Source organism: Bacillus sp. GW821-FHT11D08 (assembly GCF_058808515.1).
The window spans coordinates 111100-125268 of the sequence record NZ_JBXARS010000009.1; the positions used below are offsets into that span (position 1 = coordinate 111100).

The 14169-nt window shown below is 44.6% G+C and carries 17 protein-coding genes, 7 tRNA genes and 1 pseudogene; 22 read left to right on the forward strand and 3 right to left on the reverse strand.

Going from position 1 to position 14169, the window contains the following annotated elements:
• The first annotated feature begins 64 nt into the window (after nucleotides 1-64).
• The 13 genes from AC1RRX_RS17065 (at nucleotide 65) to AC1RRX_RS17125 (ending at nucleotide 10307) form a co-directional block, all read left to right on the forward strand.
• Entirely contained in the window at nucleotides 65-1072 is a 1008-nt protein-coding gene (locus AC1RRX_RS17065; protein ID WP_007410230.1) for a LolA family protein, read from the forward strand.
• A 116-nt stretch (nucleotides 1073-1188) separates the two neighbouring features.
• Complete coding sequence (gene alr, locus AC1RRX_RS17070; RefSeq protein ID WP_144464926.1) at nucleotides 1189-2358, forward strand: alanine racemase; 1170 nt, start codon at nucleotides 1189-1191, stop codon at nucleotides 2356-2358.
• A 119-nt stretch (nucleotides 2359-2477) separates the two neighbouring features.
• The gene (gene endB / locus AC1RRX_RS17075) at nucleotides 2478-2759 is read left to right on the forward strand and encodes a type II toxin-antitoxin system antitoxin EndoAI (protein WP_003156188.1); all 282 of its coding nucleotides are present in this window, start codon (nucleotides 2478-2480) and stop codon (nucleotides 2757-2759) included.
• Between the two features lie 5 nt (nucleotides 2760-2764).
• Nucleotides 2765-3115, forward strand: a complete 351-nt coding sequence (gene ndoA / locus AC1RRX_RS17080) for a type II toxin-antitoxin system endoribonuclease NdoA (RefSeq protein WP_003156187.1) — start codon at nucleotides 2765-2767, stop codon at nucleotides 3113-3115.
• A gap of 117 nt (nucleotides 3116-3232) precedes the next feature.
• Nucleotides 3233-4054, forward strand: a complete 822-nt coding sequence (locus tag AC1RRX_RS17085; protein ID WP_003156182.1) for an STAS domain-containing protein — start codon at nucleotides 3233-3235, stop codon at nucleotides 4052-4054.
• Nucleotides 4055-4058: 4 nt separating this feature from the next.
• Nucleotides 4059-4424: an RsbT antagonist protein RsbS gene (gene rsbS / locus AC1RRX_RS17090; RefSeq protein WP_003156180.1), complete on the forward strand. Its 366-nt coding sequence runs from the start codon at nucleotides 4059-4061 to the stop codon at nucleotides 4422-4424.
• A gap of 2 nt (nucleotides 4425-4426) precedes the next feature.
• Nucleotides 4427-4828, forward strand: a complete 402-nt coding sequence (locus AC1RRX_RS17095; RefSeq protein WP_003156178.1) for an anti-sigma regulatory factor — start codon at nucleotides 4427-4429, stop codon at nucleotides 4826-4828.
• Between the two features lie 11 nt (nucleotides 4829-4839).
• Nucleotides 4840-5847 carry a PP2C family protein-serine/threonine phosphatase gene (locus AC1RRX_RS17100; RefSeq protein ID WP_039252645.1) on the forward strand — a complete coding sequence of 336 codons (1008 nt, stop codon included), beginning with the start codon at nucleotides 4840-4842 and terminating at the stop codon, nucleotides 5845-5847.
• A gap of 63 nt (nucleotides 5848-5910) precedes the next feature.
• Nucleotides 5911-6240 carry an anti-sigma factor antagonist RsbV gene (rsbV, locus tag AC1RRX_RS17105; RefSeq protein WP_003156176.1) on the forward strand — a complete coding sequence of 110 codons (330 nt, stop codon included), beginning with the start codon at nucleotides 5911-5913 and terminating at the stop codon, nucleotides 6238-6240.
• Nucleotides 6237-6719: an anti-sigma B factor RsbW gene (gene rsbW, locus AC1RRX_RS17110; RefSeq protein ID WP_007609591.1), complete on the forward strand. Its 483-nt coding sequence runs from the start codon at nucleotides 6237-6239 to the stop codon at nucleotides 6717-6719. The genes rsbV and rsbW overlap by 4 nt, the downstream gene beginning before the upstream one ends.
• Entirely contained in the window at nucleotides 6685-7473 is a 789-nt protein-coding gene (gene sigB / locus AC1RRX_RS17115) for an RNA polymerase sigma factor SigB (RefSeq protein ID WP_003156171.1), read from the forward strand. The genes rsbW and sigB overlap by 35 nt, the downstream gene beginning before the upstream one ends.
• On the forward strand, nucleotides 7473-8075 hold the full coding sequence (gene rsbX / locus AC1RRX_RS17120) for a phosphoserine phosphatase RsbX (RefSeq protein ID WP_039252641.1): 603 nt from the start codon (nucleotides 7473-7475) through the stop codon (nucleotides 8073-8075). The genes sigB and rsbX overlap by 1 nt, the downstream gene beginning before the upstream one ends.
• 72 nt (nucleotides 8076-8147) lie before the next feature.
• Nucleotides 8148-10307 carry a Tex family protein gene (locus AC1RRX_RS17125; RefSeq protein ID WP_144464928.1) on the forward strand — a complete coding sequence of 720 codons (2160 nt, stop codon included), beginning with the start codon at nucleotides 8148-8150 and terminating at the stop codon, nucleotides 10305-10307.
• Nucleotides 10308-10316: 9 nt separating this feature from the next.
• Here the strand turns inward: AC1RRX_RS17125 and cmpA are convergent, their stop codons facing one another.
• Complete coding sequence (cmpA, locus tag AC1RRX_RS17130) at nucleotides 10317-10430, reverse strand: cortex morphogenetic protein CmpA (RefSeq protein ID WP_003156164.1); 114 nt, start codon at nucleotides 10428-10430, stop codon at nucleotides 10317-10319.
• Nucleotides 10431-10529: 99 nt separating this feature from the next.
• Here cmpA and AC1RRX_RS17135 point away from each other — a divergent pair, with 99 nt between their 5' ends.
• The 8 genes from AC1RRX_RS17135 to AC1RRX_RS17170 all read left to right on the forward strand — a co-directional run bounded on the left by AC1RRX_RS17135 (nucleotide 10530) and on the right by AC1RRX_RS17170 (nucleotide 11814).
• A complete protein-coding gene (locus AC1RRX_RS17135; protein ID WP_020953898.1) occupies nucleotides 10530-10979 on the forward strand; it encodes a SprT family protein in 450 nt (149 codons plus the stop codon).
• 135 nt (nucleotides 10980-11114) lie between these two features.
• Nucleotides 11115-11189 (forward strand) — tRNA-Asn (locus tag AC1RRX_RS17140).
• A 3-nt stretch (nucleotides 11190-11192) separates the two neighbouring features.
• Nucleotides 11193-11283: transfer RNA gene (locus AC1RRX_RS17145), tRNA-Ser, on the forward strand.
• A gap of 19 nt (nucleotides 11284-11302) precedes the next feature.
• Nucleotides 11303-11377 (forward strand) — tRNA-Glu (locus AC1RRX_RS17150).
• Nucleotides 11378-11388: 11 nt separating this feature from the next.
• A tRNA-Gln gene (locus tag AC1RRX_RS17155) sits at nucleotides 11389-11463 on the forward strand.
• A gap of 33 nt (nucleotides 11464-11496) precedes the next feature.
• Nucleotides 11497-11572: transfer RNA gene (locus AC1RRX_RS17160), tRNA-Lys, on the forward strand.
• Nucleotides 11573-11580: 8 nt separating this feature from the next.
• Nucleotides 11581-11662, forward strand: a tRNA-Leu gene (locus AC1RRX_RS17165).
• 68 nt (nucleotides 11663-11730) lie between these two features.
• Nucleotides 11731-11814 (forward strand) — tRNA-Leu (locus AC1RRX_RS17170).
• Between the two features lie 434 nt (nucleotides 11815-12248).
• Here the strand turns inward: AC1RRX_RS17170 and AC1RRX_RS17175 are convergent.
• Nucleotides 12249-12698 carry a hypothetical protein gene (locus AC1RRX_RS17175; RefSeq protein ID WP_007409585.1) on the reverse strand — a complete coding sequence of 150 codons (450 nt, stop codon included), beginning with the start codon at nucleotides 12696-12698 and terminating at the stop codon, nucleotides 12249-12251.
• A gap of 671 nt (nucleotides 12699-13369) precedes the next feature.
• On the opposite strand from AC1RRX_RS17175, the pseudogene AC1RRX_RS17180 reads away from it, so the two are divergent.
• A pseudogene (locus tag AC1RRX_RS17180) lies at nucleotides 13370-13528 on the forward strand (cystatin-like fold lipoprotein); the annotation flags it as partial.
• 71 nt (nucleotides 13529-13599) lie between these two features.
• Here the strand turns inward: AC1RRX_RS17180 and AC1RRX_RS17185 are convergent.
• On the reverse strand, nucleotides 13600-14070 hold the full coding sequence (locus AC1RRX_RS17185) for a MauE/DoxX family redox-associated membrane protein (RefSeq protein WP_020955360.1): 471 nt from the start codon (nucleotides 14068-14070) through the stop codon (nucleotides 13600-13602).
• Between the last annotated feature and the right edge of the window lie 99 nt (nucleotides 14071-14169).

Below are 14169 nucleotides of genomic sequence, written 5' to 3' on the forward strand. Positions count from 1 at the left end.
CCGTTAAAGTCAAACAAGCGATTTCTTCCCTTTACATCAATTGAGAAGAAGGGGTTGAAAAAAGGTGAGAAAAAGCTTTGTTTTGCTTTTAACGGGACTGCTTGCCGTCCTTATTCTTTCGGCCTGCGGCCAAAAATCACAGGAAGATATCGTGAACGGTTTAGATAAGAAGGCGAAGGAATACACCTCGTACAAAGCGAAAGCCAAAATGACCATCGAAACGGGGAGTGATCCGCAAGTATACAATGTGGAAATCTGGCATAAAAAACCTTCCCTGTACCGGGTCTATCTGGAAAATCCGAAAAAAGACCAAAACCAAGTCATTTTACGGAACGCCAACGGAGTCTTTGTCCTCACGCCGTCTCTAAATAAGAGCTTCAGATTCCAAAGCGACTGGCCGAATAACAGCAGCCAAGTATATTTGTTTGAGTCACTTGTAAAGGACGTGCAGCATGACAAAGACGCCGTCTATTCCGCCAAAGATAAAAAGTACACGTTTGAAACAAAAACAAACTATCAGCACAACAAAATGCTGCCGACTCAGGAAATCACTTTCAACAAAAAGGACATGAGCCCGTCGCTCGTCAAAGTCATGGATACAGACCGGAAAGTGATGGTAAAAGTCGAATTCAAAAGCTTTGAATTCAACAAGCCGTTTGATAAAGACTCTTTTGACGAGAAGAAAAATATGACGCTTTCCCAGATGGACGTCGCCACAAGCGCCAAGCCGTCTGATTCATTTGCGGTCAAAACACCGCTTCAAGTGCCGGCCGGCGTCAAAAAGCTTGAAGAGAAAGATATTTCAACGGCGGACGGCAAACGGATCGTCATGACTTACGGCGGAGAAAAATCTTTCACCCTTATTCAAGAAAAAGCCCATATCGCAAAAGCCGCCTCTGCCGTCACGCTGAAAGGCGAACCGGTTAATCTCGGCTTCACGGTTGCGGCATTATCTGATACGTCTTTAACGTGGACATATGACGGAGTGGATTATCTTCTGTCATCACAGGATCTGACAAAAGATGAAATGGTGGCCGCCGCCAAAAGCATGCAGGGACAGTCGTCAAAATAACGTCAAAAAAGAGGCCGCCGCTGTCGGTCTCTTTTTTGATTCCATTTCACTTTGCAGAATAATTTTAGTATGATAATAACAATATGAATTGAAAATAATGCTAGGAAGTGTATCGAATGGACACAGCATCCTTTTACAGAGAAACGTGGGCGGAAATCAACCTGTCCGCGATTAAAGAAAATGTCACGCATATGAAAAAACACATCGGGGAAAACGTCCATCTCATGGCGGTTGTAAAGGCGAACGCTTATGGACACGGAGATTTGGAAGCCGGTAAAGCCGCGCTTGAAGCGGGTGCCTCTTGTCTTGCCGTAGCCATACTGGATGAAGCGATTTCATTGAGAAAGCGGGGCATTACAGCGCCGATTCTCGTGCTTGGCGCCGTGCCGCCCGAATATGTACAAGCAGCTGCCGAGTATGACGTAACACTCACGGGGTATTCTGTTGAATGGCTTCAGGAAGCTGCGCGCCACCTCGGGAGTGCGACAGTGCCGTTTCATCTGAAAGTCGACACCGGCATGAACAGACTCGGAGTCAAAACGGAGGAAGAAATCCAAAGCGTGTTAAAAATCCTCAGCCAAAATCCCGGTTTAGTCTGTAAAGGCGTATTCACCCACTTTGCTACCGCGGATGAGAAAAACAGAGATTATTTCCTCTGCCAGTTTGACCGCTTTAAAACATTGATCGCTCCGCTTCCTTTAAAAGAATTGATGGTGCACTGCGCGAACAGCGCTGCCGGACTTCGTCTTAAAAAGGGCTTCTTTAACGCGGTTCGTTTCGGCATCAGTATGTACGGGCTTCGTCCTTCTGCTGACATCCAAAGCGAAATTCCGTTTCAATTAAAGCCGGCTTTTGCGCTGCACTCTGTTTTATCCCATGTGAAAAAGATCCGCAAAGGGGAAAGCGTCAGCTACGGCGCAACATATACGGCAGAGAAGGATCAATGGATCGGAACGGTTCCCATCGGCTATGCAGACGGGTGGCTCCGCAAGCTGAGCGGCACGTCTGTGCTGATCGGCGGCAAACGGATGAATATCGCGGGAAGAATCTGCATGGATCAATTGATGGTCGAATTAGATCAATCTTATCCGCCGGGCACCAAAGTCACCCTGATCGGCAGCCAGAAGGAAGAAACGATCACGATGGATGAAATCGCCGGGCGGCTTGGGACGATTAATTACGAGGTCCCTTGTACCATTAGTTCCCGCGTTCCCCGTATGTTTTTGGAAAATGAGAGTATAATGGAAGTAAGAAATCCTTTACTGCAAGATAATACAAGCAAGTAGCCGTCATCCGGAAAAAGAGAATTTATAAAACAGCTTTGCTTGACGTTTGAATAATGGTATCATTATGTCTGGATGGATGAATTGGTCGTATCCGTAAGTTTGGTGGAGGTGTATGTTTTTTGTCTGAATCCAGCGCAAGAACCGAAATGAAAATCAGCTTGCCCGAAAACTTAGTAGCTGAATTGGATGGTGTAGCGATGCGGGAGAAACGAAGCAGAAACGAACTGATATCACAAGCAGTGAGAGCGTATGTCAGCGAACGGACAACTCGCCATAACCGTGATTTGATGAGACGCGGGTATATGGAAATGGCGAAAATCAACTTGAATATCTCTTCTGAGGCTCACTATGCTGAGTGCGAAGCAGAAACGACCGTTGAGCGCTTAGTCAGCGGAGGATAATCATTTTGATTGTAAAGCGCGGCGATGTTTATTTTGCTGATTTATCTCCTGTTGTTGGCTCAGAGCAAGGCGGCGTACGCCCGGTTTTAGTGATCCAGAATGATATCGGAAATCGCTTTAGCCCGACTGCTATTGTTGCAGCCATAACAGCCCAAATACAGAAAGCGAAATTACCAACCCACGTCGAAATTGATGCAAAACGCTACGGTTTTGAAAGAGATTCCGTTATTTTGCTGGAGCAAATTCGGACGATTGACAAGCAAAGATTAACGGATAAAATAACTCATCTGGATGATGAAATGATGGATAAGGTTGATGAAGCCCTGCAAATCAGTTTGGCACTCATTGATTTTTAGTCATATTTTGGTTGCTCATATAGAGCAACTTTTTTTGTTTTCGAAAAACATAAGCGCTATAATAAAGAGATAATCAAACAAAATTTGTTGTTTTGTGTCGGGAGGTCAGTGAAACCCATGTCGAATCAGAAAGTGTATCAGTTCATCATTGATCAGCATGATGAACTGCTTGATACTTGGACAGCCAAACTAAAAGAAGTAGGCAATCAGGAAGACTATCAGCTTACGAATCACATATGTGAAAATATTTGTAAAGACTATATAGACATTCTTTTATTATCGACTAAAAATGACGAGGCTACGGAAGAGCAGATCAGTGAACTCGCACTGCGCGCCGTTCAGCTCGGCCTGTCACTGAAACTTCTTTCAGCCACCCTGTCAGAGTTTTGGAAACTGCTTTACGAAACGATGGTCGACCTTAATATGGCCGATCAGGACAGAGCAGATTTGATTTTGGAAATAGACAGCTTTTTCAATCCGATCAACACGGAAATCTTAAATCAGTATTCTATCTCCTGGGAAAAAACGGTTACTTTGCAAAAAATCGCGCTTCAGGAATTGTCGGCTCCGCTGATCCCGGTATTTGAGCATGTAACGGTCATGCCGCTTGTCGGGACGATTGATACGGAGCGTGCAAAGCACATTATGGAAAATCTGTTAAACGGCGTCGTAAAGCACCGTTCACAGGTTGTATTAATTGATATCACGGGCGTGCCGGTCGTTGATACGATGGTGGCGCACCATATTATTCAGGCATCGGAAGCGGTGCGGCTTGTCGGCGCGAAATGCCTGCTCGTCGGAATCCGTCCGGAAATCGCGCAGACGATCGTTAATCTGGGAATTGATTTGTCGCAGGTTATTACGAAGAATACCCTTCAAAAAGGAATTCAAACAGCGCTTGAAATGACAAATCGAAAAATCGTTTCATTGGGGGAATAACATTGTGAGACATCCAAAAATCCCGATCCTGAAACTGTATAACTGCTTATTGGTATCCATCCAATGGGAACTTGACGACCAGACAGCTTTGCATTTTCAAGAAGATCTGCTGAACAAAATCTATGAAACCGGCGCAAACGGGGTCGTCATTGACCTGACATCCGTTGACATGATCGATTCATTTATCGCGAAAGTGCTCGGCGATGTCATCACCATGTCTAAATTGATGGGCGCAAAGGTCGTATTGACGGGAATTCAGCCGGCTGTGGCGGTCACATTGATTGAACTCGGAATCTCACTTGAGGAAATTGAAACGGCGCTCGATTTAGAGCAAGGGCTTGAGACATTGAAGCGGGAATTGGGGGAATAGCGATGAACGACCAATCCTGTGTGAAAATCATGACAGAATGGGATATCGTAGCCGCCAGACAGCTTGGCCGCAACGTTGCGAAGGAATTAGGCTTCGGTACGGTGGACCAGGCCAGAATCACGACGGCTATCTCAGAATTGGCCAGAAACATTTACTTATATGCAGGCAAAGGCCAGGTCAGCATAGAACAAGTAAACGACAGAGGGAAAAAAGGCCTTAAAATTATAGCAGAAGACAAAGGACCCGGAATCCCCGACATCCGTAAAGTGATGGAAGACGGCTTTTCAACGTCAGGCGGACTGGGAGCGGGACTTCCGGGCGTCAAAAGGCTGATGGACGAATTCAGCCTGCAATCTGTTGCAGAGGAAGGAACAGAGATTCAAGCCGTGAAATGGCTTCGGTAGGAGGTTAGAACGTGGATTTCAGGGAGGTTATAGAGCAGCGGTATCATCAGCTGCTTAGCCGATATATAGCCGAATTAACAGAAACATCTTTATATCAAGCCCAAAAATTCAGCCGAAAAACGATTGAACATCAGGTTCCTCCGGAGGAGATTATCAGTATCCACCGAAAAGTAGTAAAGGAACTGTATCCGGATCTGCCGGAAGATGTTTTTCATTCGCTGGATTTTTTAATAGAAGTCATGATTGGCTACGGGATGGCTTATCAGGAACATCAAAGTCTGAGAGATATCCAGCAGGAGCTTCGTTCAGAAATTGAAATTGCCGCAAATGTTCAGCAGACGCTGCTTGGCACAAAAATTCCTGAAGAAGAAGATCTGGATATCGGGGCGATCAGCGTCCCCGCCAAACAGATGAGCGGGGATTATTATCACTTTGTCAAAGACAAGGAATCGATTAACATCGCGATAGCCGATGTCATCGGAAAAGGAATACCCGCCGCATTGTGCATGTCGATGATCAAGTATGCCATGGACTCTCTTCCGGAGATCGGCATTCACCCCTCCCAAGTGCTGAAAAATCTTAACCGCGTTGTAGAACAGAACGTGGATTCAAGCATGTTTATCACCATGTTTTACGCAAACTACAATACGGAAAATCACCAATTTACATATGCCTCTGCGGGGCATGAACCGGGCTTCTACTACTCTGAAAAAGAAAAAAAGTTTTATGATCTGGAGGCAAAAGGATTGGTGCTGGGAATTTCTCAGGATTTTGATTACAGCCAATATGAACAGCACATGGACGAAGGAGACATGATCGTTCTTTTTTCTGACGGCGTCACCGAATGCCGTACCGAAAACGGTTTCTTAGAACGCAGCGACATTCAGCGCATGCTGGAAGAACATATGGACTGCTCCGCGCAGGATATGGTCAAAAATATTTACGACAGCCTGCTGAGACTCCAGGACTTTCAGCTTCATGACGATTTTACGTTAATTGTTTTGAAAAGAAAGGTTTAAAAAAACGGCAGCACGGGTAAAAAGCCATTAGCACGAGTAAGGATAACTTTCAGAGGTGATACGATGAATTTAACGGTAGATATGAAGGAGAATCTTTCAGATATACAAATCAATATCGCTGGAGAAATCGATGTATACTCAGCTCCGGTGGTTCGTGAAAAGCTGATGCCCCTGGCAAACGAGGGGAAGGACATGAGAATCTGCTTAAAAGATGTAAACTATATGGACAGTACGGGTTTAGGCGTTTTTGTAGGCGTGTTTAAAACGGTGAGCAAGGAAGGCGGTTCTCTGAAGCTTGAGAATCTTTCCGACCGGCTCGTCCGTCTGTTTGAAATTACGGGGCTTAAGGACATCATCGACATTTCGGCAAAGTCAGAAGGTGGCGTGCAATGAGTACATCAGTTGATTATATAGAGATGAAAATTCCGGCCGAACCGGAATATGTAGGAATCGTCAGGCTTACGTTATCAGGGGTCGCAAGCAGAATGGGCTATACCTATGATGACATTGAAGATTTAAAAATCGCTGTCAGCGAAGCTTGTACAAACGCTGTCCAGCATGCATACAACGATGAAAATAAGGGAGAAGTATCCGTGCGGTTCGGTGTGTTTGAGGATCGGCTGGAGGTCATTGTCGCCGATCAGGGAGACAGCTTTGATTTTGATCAGAAGCAGCAGGATCTCGGGCCGTACACTCCTTCACACACAGTCGATCAATTGTCAGAAGGAGGGCTCGGTCTGTATTTAATGGAAACGCTCATGGATGAAGTCAAAGTTCAAAGCAACTCTGGCGTAACCGTGGCGATGACAAAGTATTTAAATGGGGAGCGAGTTGATCATGGCACAACCATCAAAAACTACGAAACTAACTAAAGATGAAGTTGATCGGCTCATACGCGACTTTCAAACACATGATAATAAAGAAGCCCAGGAAACACTCGTTGAGGTGTATACCAATCTCGTCGAAATGCTGGCAAAGAAATATTCAAAAGGAAAAAGTTTTCATGAAGACCTCCGCCAGGTCGGGATGATCGGACTTCTCGGAGCCATTAAACGGTATGATCCCGAGGTCGGCAAATCCTTTGAAGCATTTGCGATTCCGACCATCATCGGCGAGATCAAACGCTTCCTCAGAGATAAAACATGGAGCGTACACGTCCCGAGACGGATTAAAGAACTCGGGCCGCGCATTAAAATGGCGGTGGATCAGCTGACGACAGAGACGCAGCGGTCGCCGAAAGTCGAAGAAATTGCAGCCTTTCTCGATGTGTCAGAAGAGGAAGTGCTTGAAACGATGGAGATGGGAAAAAGCTATCAGGCGCTGTCTGTCGATCACAGCATCGAAGCGGATGCGGACGGAAGCACCGTCACGATTTTAGATATCGTCGGTTCGCAGGAGGAAGGATACGAACGCGTCAACCAGCAGATGATGATCAAAAGCGTGCTTCATGTGCTGTCCGACCGCGAAAAACAGATTATCGATCTAACATTTGTGCAAAATAAAAGCCAAAAAGAAACAGGGGACATTCTCGGAATATCTCAAATGCACGTCTCGCGCCTGCAGCGGAAAGCGGTGAAAAAACTGAGAGAGGCCTTGATTGGAGATCCCTCCATGGAGCTAATGTAATGATTCAGGTTGAAGAAAATGAACATGTTCAAACTCTTGTATACCAATTAAATAAAGAAGGCAAGTCCATATGCGGCGACAGCTTTTTTATGAAGGCGAATGAAGAAGAATTAGTTTGCGCGGTAGCGGACGGTCTCGGCAGCGGATCTCTTGCCAATGAATCCTCGTCAGCCATTAAAGACATCGTGGAAACGTATGCGGATGAGGATGTGGAAAGCATCATTGAGCGCTGCAATCAAGCGATGAAAAACAAAAGAGGGGCGACTGCCTCCATCTTAAAAATCAATTTCATCAAAAGGGAATTGACATACTGCTCGATCGGCAACGTCCGTTTCTTCTTGCACTCCCCATCAGGCGAAGTCTTTCATCCGCTGCCGATTTCGGGTTACCTCTCAGGCAAACCGCAAAGATACAAAACGTATACGTCATCATACGAAAAAGGGGCGAGGTTCATCATCTACACGGATGGGCTTGAGGCTCCACATATCCGCACCTGCTTAAAGCAGGGACACTCAATAGAAGATATATCAAAATCACTTCATCCGTACACAACATCCAGACGTGATGATTTGACCTATATTCTAGGGCAGCTTTTATCGTAAGGCTGCTTTTTTTATGTTCCGCCGTTTTTTGATACACTAGAGAAAGAATGAAGAGATGGAGGCTTTTGTGATATGGAAACGTTAGCCCTTTTGAAAAAACAAATTGCTGAAGAAACAGCGTTATCCCAAAAACATGTCGAAAGTGTCATCCGCCTGCTGGAAGACGGCAATACCGTCCCGTTTATTGCGCGGTACCGAAAAGAGCAGACCGGCTCAATGGACGAGGTGCAGATTCAGGCAATCTCCGAGCGGTGGCAATACATACAAAACCTGACGCAGCGGAAAGAAGAAGTCATCAGATTGATCTCTGAGCAGGACAAGCTGACGGAAGGGCTGAAGCAAAAAATCGAACAAGCGGTCAAGCTTCAGGAAGTCGAGGATTTATACCGTCCCTTCAAACAGAAACGGAAAACAAAAGCCACCGTCGCCAAAAGCAAAGGCCTTGAACCGCTTGCGGACTATATTCTGTCTCTCCCGAAAGAAAACCGCCTTCACGACATCGCTGATCAATATATCAGTGCAGAAAAAGAAGTCGCTTCAAGAGAGGAAGCCATTGAAGGCGCGAAGCACATCATAGCCGAACAAATCTCGGATGATCCTCATTTCAGAAAGTGGATCCGCCAGGAAACGTATAAAAAAGGAATTCTCACTTCCGCGGCAGGCAAGTCAGCCGCAGATGACGAGAAAAACGTCTATGAAATGTACTACGAGTACGAAGAGCCGATCCAAAAGGTCGTTCCTCACAGAGTGCTTGCGATGAATCGCGGTGAAAAAGAAGGCATTTTAAAGATTGCGATCGAACCGCCCGCCGATCAGATAAAAGCTTATTTAGAAAAGCAAATTATCAAACACCGTGAAACGCCTGTGATAGAAACGCTGAAAGAAGCCATTGAGGACAGTTACAAACGTCTGATCCAGCCGGCTATTGAGCGCGATATCCGCAAAGAGCTGTCAGAAAAAGCAGACGCGCAGGCGATTCATATTTTCGCTGAAAACCTGCGTAAGCTCCTGCTGCAGCCGCCGATGAAGGGGAAAGTTGTGCTCGGCGTCGATCCGGCCTTCCGTACGGGGTGCAAACTGGCAGTTGTTGATGAGACGGGAAAAGTGCTGAAAATCGATGTCATTTACCCGCACGCTCCCGTAAAAAAGACAGCGGAAGCCCGGGAAAAAATCAAACAATTGCTGGATCGGTACGAAGTCGAGGTTGTGGCGATCGGAAACGGCACGGCATCACGGGAGACAGAGCAATTCGTCGTTGATGTGTTAAAAGAAACAGAGCGGGACATTTATTATGTCATCGTCAACGAGGCCGGAGCAAGCGTGTATTCCGCGTCAGAAATCGCCCGTGAAGAATTTCCGGATTTTCAGGTCGAAGAGCGCAGCGCCGTCTCCATCGCGCGGAGGTTGCAGGACCCGCTGGCCGAGCTTGTAAAAATTGATCCTAAATCCGTCGGCGTCGGGCAATACCAGCACGATGTCAGCCAAAAGCAATTAAACGAATCTCTCCGTTTTGTCGTAGAGACCGTCGTCAACCAAGTCGGGGTGAATGTCAATACAGCATCAGCCGCGCTGCTTCAATATGTAGCTGGGTTATCCAAAACCGTTGCCGGCAATATCGTCAAAAAAAGAGATGAACTAGGCAAATTTACAAATCGCAAAGAACTGAAAGAAATCCCGCGTCTCGGCGCAAAAACATATGAACAATGCATCGGCTTTTTGAGAGTGCCCGGAGGACAGGAACCGCTCGACCGCACCGGGATACACCCGGAAAGCTATAAAGAGACAAAGGCGCTGCTCAAAAAACTGCAGCTCACTGCGGATCAGATCGGAAGCGCGGACGTAAAAGAGAAAATAAGCGCATTGCCGCTGTCTGAAACGGCTGAAGAGCTCGGTATAGGGGAAATTACGCTTGCGGATATTTGCGGGCAGCTGACAAGGCCGGAGCGCGATCCTCGTGACGAAGTGCCGAAGCCTTTGCTGAAAAAAGACGTTCTGCAGCTTGAGGATTTAAAGGAAGGAATGGAATTGCAGGGCACCGTCCGCAACGTTGTAGACTTCGGCGCTTTCGTCGATATCGGCGTCAAGCAGGACGGGCTTGTGCACATTTCAAAACTGAGCAATCAATTCGTCAAACATCCTCTCGACGTCGTATCGGTCGGAGACATCGTCACCGTATGGGTCGAAGGGGTGGACGTGCAAAAAGGCAGAGTGTCGCTGTCTATGGTAAAATAAAAGCACTGCTTACGAGCAGTGTTTTTTTCTGTAGAAATACCAGCACTGATTCAGCAGTTTGATTTGGTAATTGTCCTTTTCTAAAAACGCTTTTTGCATTTGTTTCATCAGCCAATTCGGCATGGCTCATTCCTCCTCAGCTTTTAGTTAGAGGTCGGTTTTAACTCATTGTATGCGAACGGTGAATTGTCCCGTTCAATGTTTTTAAAGCGGGGTGCACTTATGGATAACGAACAACTTCAAAAGCTGACGGAAGACATCTCTGCACAAGATTTCGGAAAGCCGTTCCGTCACCGGGCCTTTTTCAATGACCGGCTGAAAACGACAGGCGGCCGGTACATGCTGTCTTCCCATAACATCGAATTAAACCGAAAATATCTTCTCGAACACGGGCAGAGCGAGCTGGAAGGAATCATTAAACACGAGCTGTGTCATTACCATCTTCACCTTGAAGGAAAAGGGTACAAGCACAGAGACAAAGATTTCAGAGACCTGCTTCAGAAAGTCGGAGCGCCGAGATTCTGCACGCCGCTGCAAACCAAAAAGACACAAAAGAAAACATATATGTATAGATGCGCGGCCTGCGGCCAACAGTATATAAAGAAGCGGGCAATGAATCCGGAAAGATATGCCTGCGGAAAGTGCAGAGGAAAAATCAAAAGAATTTTTTAAAAAGGCTTGACTCATTTTAATGTTCTATGTTAAATTATAAAAGTCGTTGAGAGACAACGACACTTTCTTAAAAAAATAAATGTTGCTTCTTGACACAATATGTCGCATCATTTATAATAAAGAAAGTCTGATTATTCCACAGTAGCTCAGTGGTAGAGCTATCGGCTGTTAACCGATCGGTCGCAGGTTCGAATCCTGCCTGTGGAGCCATATGGAGAAGTACTCAAGTGGCTGAAGAGGCGCCCCTGCTAAGGGTGTAGGTCGCGTAAGCGGCGCGAGGGTTCAAATCCCTCCTTCTCCGCCAGATAAGTTCTCAACCAGACGGCCCGTTGGTCAAGCGGTTAAGACACCGCCCTTTCACGGCGGTAACACGGGTTCGAATCCCGTACGGGTCACCATTTACCTTCGTTGGGCTATAGCCAAGCGGTAAGGCAACGGACTTTGACTCCGTCATGCGTTGGTTCGAATCCAGCTAGCCCAGCCATTTTATTTAAAATTTTTGAATCACTTTTAGAGCGAGCCATTAGCTCAGTTGGTAGAGCATCTGACTTTTAATCAGAGGGTCGAAGGTTCGAGTCCTTCATGGCTCACCACTTGTCACGCGGGTGTGGCGGAATTGGCAGACGCGCTAGACTTAGGATCTAGTGTCTTACGACGTGGGGGTTCGAGTCCCTTCACCCGCACTTTCTTTTCAAAGTGCTGATCATCATCACTAGCTTATATGCTTAGTGGAAAGACAGCTTCATAGCACGCGGTCGTGGCGGAATGGCAGACGCGCTAGGTTGAGGGCCTAGTGGGTGAATAACCCGTGGAGGTTCAAGTCCTCTCGGCCGCATCAATGATACCAAGGGTTTAGACACTCTTGGTATTTTTTGTTTATAGAAATTTATCTGTTACTGCCCACTTACTTATAGTAAGTCATCTAGTTTGATGCCCTTCGTTTTTTATTTTACTTATCTTGGTGAGTGGTCAAGGTCTCTTTACTCCCATTTACTGTCCAGAAAATATGAAAATACATCAAAAAAGGTGTAAATAATGATAATGAGCGCTGTATAACCCTTAAATATAGGACATGATAATATTCGTAAGGTTGAGGGGAAAAGAGCAGGAAAAGCAGGAGCAGAAAATTGGAGAAAAGTAATTACTAATGGGGTTGATTTGCATCATATAGGATTTAATACAAAACCTTTTATTTAAGGAATCTATTAAAAAACTAAAAAAATGATGAAATTACGGAAAGGTAATAAGTGATTACCTTTCCGTAATTCGTTAATTATTTCTTTGAGCAATTTTATATTTCATCTTAACACTACCACCTTGAGCCGTTGGTGAAGCTGTAAATGTGTAATTGTATGTCCAACCAAACCAACCATTTTTAACCTCGGCAGAAATGTTGCCTTGCTTGCCTGGTGCGATGGTTCTTGAGACTTTTCCATCAATTGATATTTTTATGTCATTACTTCCGTTATTTGAAATCCAGAAGTTTACTTGTGCTCCGTCATTCTCATCTAATTCGAACTCCCGACTCCAGCTTGATTGATCAACAGAACCCTCTGAAATTTCCCTATCTAGAGCTTTGAATACTCCACTTGTAACTGCATAATTTTTCGACGATACACTTGTAGTCGACTCCGCAAAAGCAGGTATAGTACAAGTTCCAACAATTACACCAGCTATCAGAGTCGATGTTACTCCTTTGAAAATGGACTTAAGATTCACGATCAAGCACTCCTTTTAATTTCATTTATTATACATACATATTTCGTATGCGTGATACAAATAATACCATGTAAAATAATTACAGTAAACATTCTTTTGGATAATAATGTTTGTAACTCAACTTTTGTACCCCATACATCCCAAATCAGACAAGTAAGCCTTGATATAGCTAGGTAAGTGGAATTTGCGATCTTTTATTGAGGTACTGCTACTAAAGATTTTCCGATACCCGCAAAACCAAAAAACACTATCCTTTCTCTAAAGTAACGAAAAGGGTAGTGTTTTTTGTTCTATTCAAGATTAATACGTACTCTTTTTTACTCAAAATCGGACAAGTCAAGATACTACCAAAAGAAAAAACTATCGCACCTATTGGGCGAGACCACCTTACTTCCTTTGTTAGTGGTTTCTTAGATCTTAGCTGGAATTACAAATTTAAAGCTAATATTTTCAGTGATTTTTTTAAAAAAAGTAATGCCTAATTTTTGCCCGAAAAAAAGAAGAAAACAAGTGGAAATGTAGATAAAGAATGCTTTATTTATAAGGTTTATGTAATACATGATACGTTTTCACTAGGTTGAGGGCCCAGCGGGTGAGTAACCCGTGGAGGTACAAGTCCTCTCGGCCGCATCAATGATACCAAGGGTTGCAGACGCCCTTGGTATTTTTTTGAGGAAAGTTCTCGTAAGCTGACTGCTTATTCTTATTATGAGAAGCTTGGGGATTCTTATGAGGAAATGGCACATATGCCGGGTGATGGCGACCGACTTGGTCTGTATAAGAAAACACCTGATTATGAAGAAGTTAAAGGGAAGGAAACCGAAAATTAAGGAGTAGACTTTATGTCTGCTCCTTTTTTATGCTTCGATATTTCTTTCCCTATCTTTTAGAGGTTTGAGGGCTATTTGTCTGACTCAAGTGAAAATGATTCAGCCTCTACAGTTTTTTTCATGAGTAAAGCATCTATACTATAGGGTACTCTTTTAAAATAAATTAATATGAATGCACCTGCAGATGCAGAGAATACAGAATAGTCAAGAGAAGTCTTAAAACCTGTTCCTACTGTTAAACCTAGAGCGAAAATAATCAACATAGCACCACTCAATACAGCAGTTATTCTTGTTTTGAAACCAATGATCAAAAGTATTCCTAAGATGGTTTCAAACATAGTTGCTATCCATCCTGCTATTGGTACAAGAGCATTTGGTATAAAAGGAGTTAAGGCAGCGACATAATCCGTGTAATTTTCAATGTTTCCCCATACGACATTAGGCTTGCCAGGTGTCCCCCATAGTCCGAATCGATCGGCTACAGAAGATAAAAAGCTAATTCCTAAAGCGAGCCTAAGATACAGAGTCATTAATGCTTTCATTTTACATTTCTCCTTCCTTTTTTGAAATTAATCTGTAAAAAAGAAGATTGTTATTCTTTTTTATAAGAGACCGTATAAATCGGCGATTAATATAGTCTT

Coding starts and splice junctions, on each gene's coding strand:
- alr (WP_144464926.1), top strand. CDS start 1,189: ATGGACACAGCATCCTTTTACAGAGAAACGTGGGCGGAAATCAACCTG.
- AC1RRX_RS17085 (WP_003156182.1), top strand. CDS start 3,233: ATGTCGAATCAGAAAGTGTATCAGTTCATCATTGATCAGCATGATGAA.
- AC1RRX_RS17095 (WP_003156178.1), top strand. CDS start 4,427: ATGAACGACCAATCCTGTGTGAAAATCATGACAGAATGGGATATCGTA.
- rsbV (WP_003156176.1), top strand. CDS start 5,911: ATGAATTTAACGGTAGATATGAAGGAGAATCTTTCAGATATACAAATC.
- rsbW (WP_007609591.1), top strand. CDS start 6,237: ATGAGTACATCAGTTGATTATATAGAGATGAAAATTCCGGCCGAACCG.
- sigB (WP_003156171.1), top strand. CDS start 6,685: ATGGCACAACCATCAAAAACTACGAAACTAACTAAAGATGAAGTTGAT.
- rsbX (WP_039252641.1), top strand. CDS start 7,473: ATGATTCAGGTTGAAGAAAATGAACATGTTCAAACTCTTGTATACCAA.
- AC1RRX_RS17125 (WP_144464928.1), top strand. CDS start 8,148: ATGGAAACGTTAGCCCTTTTGAAAAAACAAATTGCTGAAGAAACAGCG.
- cmpA (WP_003156164.1), bottom strand. CDS start 10,430: ATGCCGAATTGGCTGATGAAACAAATGCAAAAAGCGTTTTTAGAAAAG.
- AC1RRX_RS17135 (WP_020953898.1), top strand. CDS start 10,530: ATGGATAACGAACAACTTCAAAAGCTGACGGAAGACATCTCTGCACAA.
- AC1RRX_RS17185 (WP_020955360.1), bottom strand. CDS start 14,070: ATGAAAGCATTAATGACTCTGTATCTTAGGCTCGCTTTAGGAATTAGC.